This is a genomic window from Hydrogenophaga sp. (genome assembly GCF_051007235.1).
GTDB lineage: Bacteria > Pseudomonadota > Gammaproteobacteria > Burkholderiales > Burkholderiaceae_C > Hydrogenophaga.
The window spans coordinates 1-6,866 of sequence record NZ_JBPCSJ010000191.1 but is presented as its reverse complement, the minus strand read 5'-3'; the positions used below and the strand labels follow the sequence as shown (position 1 = coordinate 6,866).

The window sequence follows — 6,866 nt, the reverse complement described above, 5'->3', positions numbered from 1 at the left end:
CACCGGAGGGCACCCGTGCGGACTCGACAACAGGGGGGTGGGCCGGCCCGAACAGGGGCCTAGCGCCGGACCGGCGGTTGTGCCGGCGGGAGGGCGTTATTAGAAACGATCCGCCGACCGGCTTTGTAACCGGCCATCCCCCTGCGCCGCGGGCGCCGGGTGCACCGGGGTCAGCCCGGCGGGCCGTACATCACGTTGATGCGCGCCAGGTATTTGGGCACCGGGCCGCTGACGCGGGCGCCGATGTGGACCACCGAATCGGTCGAAAAGCCGTGCCGGAAGAACAGCGCCGCGCCCTTGACGGGTGTGACATCCGTCCAGCGCCCGTCGCGCCCGAGCAACCGGGTCTGGCCGCCGACCACGCCGTCGTCGGCCCCGTTCAGGTAGAGCAGCATGGACAGGCAGGAGCGCAGGCCACCGCCCCACTCCAGCATCTCGCTGCGTTCGGCGTCCAGACCGTAGCCGGGCCAGTCGCCGTCGATGTGGCGGTTGAAGACGTCCTGGTCGTCGTAGCGGTACATGTTGAGGCGGTGGCTGAGCCGCCCGTGCAGCGGCAGGCCGTCGATCTCGGGCGGCAGCAGGTGCCGGATGCGCGCGAAGACCGGTCCCAGCAGCGCCTCGTCGGCCACCCAGTGCACCGATTTGTTCATGCGCATGCCCGGCGGGGTGGCGATGCCGGGCGCCTCGTCGCGGTAGCCGAACACCTCGCTGGCGGCCACGATGCGGTCGGCCTCCTCGGCCGTGACCACCGGGTCGATGGCGAAGGCCAGCAGACCGCCCAAGTCGATGTCCCGCCGCTGCGGGTTCAGCCCGGGCTCAGGGTCCAGCGCCAGGGCGGCCGGGGTGTGCGCGAAGGCATGGATGGGCGTGTCGGGCACCACGCCGCCCATGGGCAGCGAACCGGTGAGCCGGGCCACCACCCGTGTCTCGGGCCAGTCCATCACCAGCTCCCAATGTTGGGCATGTCGGTCCACGGCCGGGCCGGCGGCAGGGGCGCGCCGCGCTGCAGCAGTTCGATGGAGATCTGGTCGGGCGAACGCACGAAGGCCTTGTGGCCGTCGCGCGGCGGGCGCACGATGACCGCACCGTGCTGCTGCAGGCGTTCGCAGGCGGCGTAGATGTCGTCCACCGCGTAGGCGAGGTGGCCGAAGTTGCGGCCGCCGGTGTAGACCTCGGGGTCCCAGTTGTGGGTCAGTTCAACCTGGGCCTGCTCGTCGCCGGGCGCGGCCAGGTAAACCAGGGTGAAGCGGCCTTGCGGCACGTCCATCGAACGGACCACGCGCAGGCCCAGCCCGTCGCGGTAGAAGCGCAGCGACGCTTCCAGGTCCGTCACCCGGACCATGGTGTGCAGGTATTTCATCGACGCTCAGCGGCCCAGGTTCTTCAGGCGCTCGGGCTGGACGATCTCGATCCAGTAGCCGTCGGGGTCCTTGATGAAGGCCACGTCGCGCATCTTGCCCTGCTCGGGGCGCTTGACGTAGGTGAGACCGTGCTGGTCGAACCAGGCCACCGCGGCGTCCAGATCGGGCACCGAGAAGCAGATGTGGCCGAAGCCCTGGGGCTGGGCATTGCCGTCGTGGTACTTGAAGTCGGGCTGCGTTTCCGTGCCCCAGTTGTGGGTCAGCTCCAGGATGCCGCGCTGGGCGAAGGTCCAAGCGGTGCGCTCGCCGATGTCTTCCGGGGGGTGGCGGTCGCCGTCGTCGCGGTGCAGGAAATACAGCGAGAACTGCATCTCGGGAAAGTCCAGCTTGCGCAGCACCTTCATGCCCATGACGCCGGTGTAGAAGGCCAGCGAGACCGCCGGGTCCTTGATGCGCAGCATCGAGTGGTTGAAGACAAAACCGCGGGCGGCGGCGGGGGTGTCGGCGACAACGCCCGGGTGGTGTTCGGTGACGAAGCTCATGGATCGCTCGGAGGGGTTGCAGAAAGGGAAGAGGCCAGCGGCAGCAGGATCAGGCGCCCACCGCCTTCAGGTGCTTTGGGAGCGCGGGCACCGGTGCGTTGCGGTCCTGTGGCTCCGCCGCCATGGCGCAGCGCCGCAGGTAGCGCATGCAGGTCACCCGCAGGAAGGAGGCGAAGTTGGGCACCTCGCCCCGGTGCGCCAGGATTTCCTCGTGGAACTTGGCGATCAACGCGTTGGTCGTGCAACCGTCTTCCTCGGCCATCTCGGCCAGGATGTCCCACACCATGTTCTCCAGCCGGATGCTGGTGAGCGCGTTGTGAATGCGCACGGTGCGCGTGCGCTGCTCGTACTGGATGGGATCGGCCTTGACGAAGAATTCACACATGAGAGTCTCCTGATGGGATGACGGCACCAAAGCGCTATGCGCAACGAGTGCCAGGGCTCAAGACCCAGGGGCACCGAGGAACCGGCTTCGCCGGGCCTCAGGTGTCGCCCCCCTGGAGGGGGGGTGACGCGAAGCGACGCGGAATGTGCATTCAAATCGCCCGCTGCATCATCTGCTCGGCAATGTAGTCGGCCTGGCGGATGGCCAAAGTCACAATGGTGAGCGTGGGGTTTTCCGCGCCGCCGGTGGTGAACTGGCTGCCGTCGCTGATGAACAGGTTGGGGATGTCGTGCGTCTGGCCCCACTTGTTGACCACGCCGTCCTGCGGCCGCGCGCTCATGCGGCTGGTGCCCAGGTTATGGGTCGAGGGGTACGGCGGCGTGCGGAAGGTGCGGATGGCGCCGGCCGCCTGGTAAATGCGCTCGCCCTGGGTGAAGGCGTGGTTGCGCATGGCGATGTCGTTTTCGTGGTCGTCGAAGTGCACGTTGGGCGCGTAGTTGCCCCACTGGTCCTTGACGTTGGTGTTGAGGGTCACGCGGTTGGTCTCGCGCGGCATGTCCTCGCCCACCAGCCACATGCCGGCCAGCTGGGTGTAGCGGTCCATCCACCAGCTGAAGTCCGAACCCCAGCCGCCCGGGTTGAGGAAGGCGGCCATGAACGGAATGCCCAGCGACAGGGTTTCCAGCTCATAGCCGCCCACAAAACCGCGCGCCGGGTTGTGGTGCGCCTCGTCGCGCACGATGCCGGCCATGGTGGTGCCGCGGTACATGTGCACCGGGCTCTTGAAGGCGGCGTAGACCGAACCGGTCATGTGGCGCATGTAGTGGCGCCCGACGTGGCCCGCGTTGTTGGCCAGGCCGTCCTTGAACATGTTGGAGGCCGACAGCAGCAGCAGACGCGGCGTTTCGATGGAGTTGCCGGCCACGCAGACGATGCGGGCCTTCTGGCGCTGTTCCTTGCGGTCCTTGTCGACGTAGACCACGCCCGTGACCTTGCCGGCCGCGTTGTGCTCGATGCGGGTGACGTGTGCCTCGGTGCGCAGCTCGAAGTTGCCGGTGGCTTCGGCCTTGGGGATCTCGGTGTAGAGCGTGGACCACTTGGCGCCGCTCTTGCAGCCCTGGAAGCAGAAACCGATCTGCATGCAGCGGCCCCGGCCGTCGCGCGGCACGCTGTTGATCGCCATGTTGCCGGTGTGCACTTCCTTGTAGCCCAGCTTGCTGGCGCCGGCGTACATCACCTTGAAGTTGTTGTTGCCCGGCAGGCCCGGGATGCCGTTGGTGCGGGTCACACCCATCTTGAACTCGGCCTTGGCGTAATAAGGCTCCAGTTCCTGAAGGGTCACCGGCCAGTCCAGCAGGCTGGCGCCCTTGACATCGCCGTAGGTGGTGCGGGCCTTGAACTCGTGCTCCTGCAGCCGCAGCGAGGCACCGGCCCAGTGGGTGGTGGTGCCGCCCACGGTCTTGCAGATCCAGGCCGGCAGGCCGGAGAAGTCTTTGGCCACGCGCCAGCTGCCGGAGGTGGTGCGCTTGTCCAGCCAGGCCAGCTGGGAGAACGACTTCCATTCGTCGTTGATGAAGGTGGCGCTGGACTGCAGCGCGCCCGCTTCCAGCACCACGACCTTGATGCCCTTCTGGCACAGCTCGTTGGCCAGGGTGCCGCCGCCGGCGCCGGAGCCGATGATGACGACCACGGAGTCGTCGGAATGTTCAAATTTCGCCATGTCTGTCTCGCTCTGTTGGTTCGGTGGAGGGGTCCTGCGGCTCAGCCCATGTAGGGCGGCGGGCTGGCTTCCTTGCTGGGGGCCGGCAGCCACTTGAGGTCCTGGAAGCCCCGCGTGATGTAGCCCCCCTTGTCCCAGGACGCACCCGGGTAACCGAACACGGCGTAGGCCATGTCGTTGTCGTAAATCGAGGTGACGCACTGGCCACGCACGGTGTTGAAGAAGGCCGTGCCTTCCATGCCGCGCACGATCTCCAGGCGCCTGGCGGCGCTGGCCTTGGCGAAGTTGCCGCCCGCGGACTGGTTGAGCCAGGCGATGCCGTCGCTCAGCAGCTTGGCGGCGCCCGCGTCACCGGCCGCGGTGGCGTCCAGGTCTTTGGCCAGCAGGGCGTAGACGGCGTCGGGCAGTTTTTCGTGCGGGTAGAGCACGCGGCCCATGGCCATCAGCGCCGCGCCCTCGGCCGTGCTGAGCTTCTTGAGCTCCAGCGCCCAGGCGGTGGACGGGGCCAGCCCGGCCAGCAAGGTGCCGGTGGCCAGCGTGCCGAACAGCAGGCCCGATCCCTTGAGGAAATCGCGCCGCGCCAGCGGCAGTTTCACCGGGCGAACTTCGCCCGTGTCTTCATCGCAGCCGCTCGCGGCCGGGGCGGACGAATCCGCAATGGGAATGACGCGCATGTTTGTCTCCAGAGGTCGTTGTGGCCCGGGCCGTCCCGGTGCGATGGGGGAACCTCAGTGTTCGACAAAAGCGGCGTGCCGTGGTGATAGTGGAGTGTTTACCGGGTTAACCCTGAGCGCGGTGCAGACCTGCAGGTCGCGCCGGGCCAGGGGCAGGCCGTTGTGCGTGGCCGCCGTTCAGCGTACCGACCCCAGCCGCCGGTTCAGGTGACCAGCAGGGCACGAAAATCGTTGACGTTGGTGTGCGTGGGGCCGGTCATCACCAGGTCGCCCAGCGGCTGGAAGTAGCCGTAGGCGTCGTTGCGCGACAGGTGGTCGCCGACCTTCAGGCCCAGCGCCGCCGCGCGCGCCAGCGTGTCGGGCGCCACCAGCGCACCGGCGTTGTCTTCCACACCGTCGATGCCGTCGGTGTCGGCCGCCAGCGCCCACACGCCCGGCTGACCGTTCAGCGCCTGGGCCAGGCCCAGGCAAAACTCGCCGGCCCGCCCGCCGCGGCCTTTGGGCTGTCCTTCGGCACGGGGGCGCACGGTCACCGTGGTTTCGCCGCCGCTGAGGATGACGCAGGGTGCTTCGAAGCTGCAGCGACCCAGCGCCGTGGAGCGCGCGAGCGCCGCGTGCACCTTGCCCACCTCGCGCGACTCGCCTTCGATCTCGTCGCTGAGCACGTAGGCGCGCAGGCCCAGCGCACGCGCGGCTTCGGCCGCGGCGTCCAGGCTCTGCTGGGGCGTGGCGATGAGGTGCGTCTCGCAGCGCGCCAGCCGCGGATCACCCGGCTTGGGGGTTTCGAGCGCGCCAGCTTCGAGCTGCTGGCGCACCGCCGCCGGCACGTCGATGCCGTAGCGCCGCAGGATGTCCAGCGCGTCGGCGCAGGTGGTCGCGTCGGCCACCGTCGGCCCACTGGCGATCACGCTCACGTCGTCGCCTGGCACGTCGCTGATGGTCAGCGTGACCACACGGGCCGGCGCGCAGGCCGCGGCCAGGCGCCCGCCCTTGATGCGCGAGAGGTGCTTGCGCACGGTGTTCATCTCGCCGATGTGCGCGCCGCTCTCCAGCAACTGCCGGTTGATGCGCTGCTTGTCTGACAGCGTCAGGCCATCGCACGGCAGGGTCAGCAGCGATGAGCCACCGCCCGAGATCAGGCACAGCACAAGGTCGTCTTCGTTCAGACCCTGCGCGAGCGCCAAGATGCGCTGCGCCGCGTCGAGACCTGCGGCGTCCGGCACCGGGTGCGCGGCCTCGACCACCTCGATGCGCTGCGCCAGACCGTCCGGCCGCGGCGGCGTGTGGCCGTAGCGCGTGACGACCAGACCCGACAGCGGCGCGCCCTGCGGCCACAGGGCTTCGACCGCGTGGGCCATCGTGCCCCCGGCCTTGCCCGCGCCCAGCACCAGCGTGCGGCCCTTCGGTGGCGCTGGCAGGTGCGCTGCGGTGTTGTGCAGCGGCAGGGCGCGTTGCACCGCCACGTCGTACAGGTGGCGCAGCAGGGCGCGGGGGTCATCCAGGGACAGCAGCTGGGTTGAAGTCATGCGGGCAGTCTAGCGATGCGTTGGCATACCGTGGCTCCGTCGAGAAACACCGCGGAACCGGCTTTGCCGGGCCGCTGGTGTTGCCCCCTGGGGGGTCGCGCGAAGCGCGGCAGGGGGTGCCTATTGCGCGATCTCGTGGTTCGACGCGATCTCCAGCGAACGACACAAGGCCGAATGGTCCAGCCCGGCCAGACCGTGCGCCGCACAGCTTTGCATCAGCTGCGCCGCGCTGGCCGTGTTCGGCAGGCTCACGCCCAGCTCCCTGGCGCCCTGCAACGCGAGGTTCAGGTCCTTCTGGTGCAGCTCGATGCGAAAGCCCGGGTTGAAGGTGCGCTTGACCATGCGCTCGCCGTGCACCTCCAGGATGCGGCTGGCCGCGAAGCCGCCCATCAGCGCCTGGCGCACCTTGGCCGGGTCGGCGCCGGCCTTGCTGGCGAACAGCAGGGCCTCGGCCACGGCTTCGATGTTCAGCGCCACGATGATCTGGTTGGCGACCTTGGTGGTCTGGCCGTCGCCGTTGCCACCCACCAGCGTGATGTTCTTGCCCATGACATCGAACAGCGGCTTGACCTTGGCAAACGAGGCCTCGCTGCCGCCCACCATGACGGTCAGGCTCGCGGCCTTGGCGCCCACCTCGCCACCCGAGACCGGCGCGTCC

At 68.7% G+C, this 6,866-nt stretch carries 8 protein-coding genes; all 8 read right to left on the bottom strand.

Annotated elements, in window-relative coordinates; genetic code table 11:
• Positions 1-170: 170 nt before the first annotated feature.
• Complete coding sequence (locus tag ACR2JA_RS06835; protein WP_434008351.1) at positions 171-941, bottom strand: hypothetical protein; 771 nt, start codon at positions 939-941, stop codon at positions 171-173.
• A complete protein-coding gene (locus ACR2JA_RS06830) occupies positions 941-1,360 on the bottom strand; it encodes a VOC family protein (RefSeq protein ID WP_434008350.1) in 420 nt (139 codons plus the stop codon). The genes ACR2JA_RS06835 and ACR2JA_RS06830 overlap by 1 nt, the downstream gene beginning before the upstream one ends.
• 6 nt (positions 1,361-1,366) lie before the next feature.
• On the bottom strand, positions 1,367-1,903 hold the full coding sequence (gene gloA, locus ACR2JA_RS06825) for a lactoylglutathione lyase (RefSeq protein ID WP_434008349.1): 537 nt from the start codon (positions 1,901-1,903) through the stop codon (positions 1,367-1,369).
• Positions 1,904-1,952: 49 nt separating this feature from the next.
• On the bottom strand, positions 1,953-2,288 hold the full coding sequence (locus ACR2JA_RS06820; RefSeq protein WP_434008348.1) for a ribbon-helix-helix domain-containing protein: 336 nt from the start codon (positions 2,286-2,288) through the stop codon (positions 1,953-1,955).
• A gap of 151 nt (positions 2,289-2,439) precedes the next feature.
• Entirely contained in the window at positions 2,440-4,008 is a 1,569-nt protein-coding gene (locus ACR2JA_RS06815; RefSeq protein WP_434008347.1) for a GMC family oxidoreductase, read from the bottom strand.
• A gap of 41 nt (positions 4,009-4,049) precedes the next feature.
• On the bottom strand, positions 4,050-4,682 hold the full coding sequence (locus tag ACR2JA_RS06810) for a twin-arginine translocation signal domain-containing protein (RefSeq protein WP_434008346.1): 633 nt from the start codon (positions 4,680-4,682) through the stop codon (positions 4,050-4,052).
• A 203-nt stretch (positions 4,683-4,885) separates the two neighbouring features.
• The gene (locus ACR2JA_RS06805; protein ID WP_434008345.1) at positions 4,886-6,208 is read right to left on the bottom strand and encodes a glycerate kinase type-2 family protein; all 1,323 of its coding nucleotides are present in this window, start codon (positions 6,206-6,208) and stop codon (positions 4,886-4,888) included.
• A 120-nt stretch (positions 6,209-6,328) separates the two neighbouring features.
• Positions 6,329-6,866 (bottom strand): NAD-binding protein (locus ACR2JA_RS06800; RefSeq protein ID WP_434008344.1); only part of this gene is annotated, 538 nt, incomplete at its 5' end.

Bases quoted from the DNA above. Each gene is read 5' to 3' on its own strand.
- ACR2JA_RS06835 (WP_434008351.1), bottom strand. From the start codon at position 941: ATGGACTGGCCCGAGACACGGGTGGTGGCCCGGCTCACCGGTTCGCTG.
- ACR2JA_RS06830 (WP_434008350.1), bottom strand. From the start codon at position 1,360: ATGAAATACCTGCACACCATGGTCCGGGTGACGGACCTGGAAGCGTCG.
- gloA (WP_434008349.1), bottom strand. From the start codon at position 1,903: ATGAGCTTCGTCACCGAACACCACCCGGGCGTTGTCGCCGACACCCCC.
- ACR2JA_RS06820 (WP_434008348.1), bottom strand. From the start codon at position 2,288: ATGTGTGAATTCTTCGTCAAGGCCGATCCCATCCAGTACGAGCAGCGC.
- ACR2JA_RS06815 (WP_434008347.1), bottom strand. From the start codon at position 4,008: ATGGCGAAATTTGAACATTCCGACGACTCCGTGGTCGTCATCATCGGC.
- ACR2JA_RS06810 (WP_434008346.1), bottom strand. From the start codon at position 4,682: ATGCGCGTCATTCCCATTGCGGATTCGTCCGCCCCGGCCGCGAGCGGC.
- ACR2JA_RS06805 (WP_434008345.1), bottom strand. From the start codon at position 6,208: ATGACTTCAACCCAGCTGCTGTCCCTGGATGACCCCCGCGCCCTGCTG.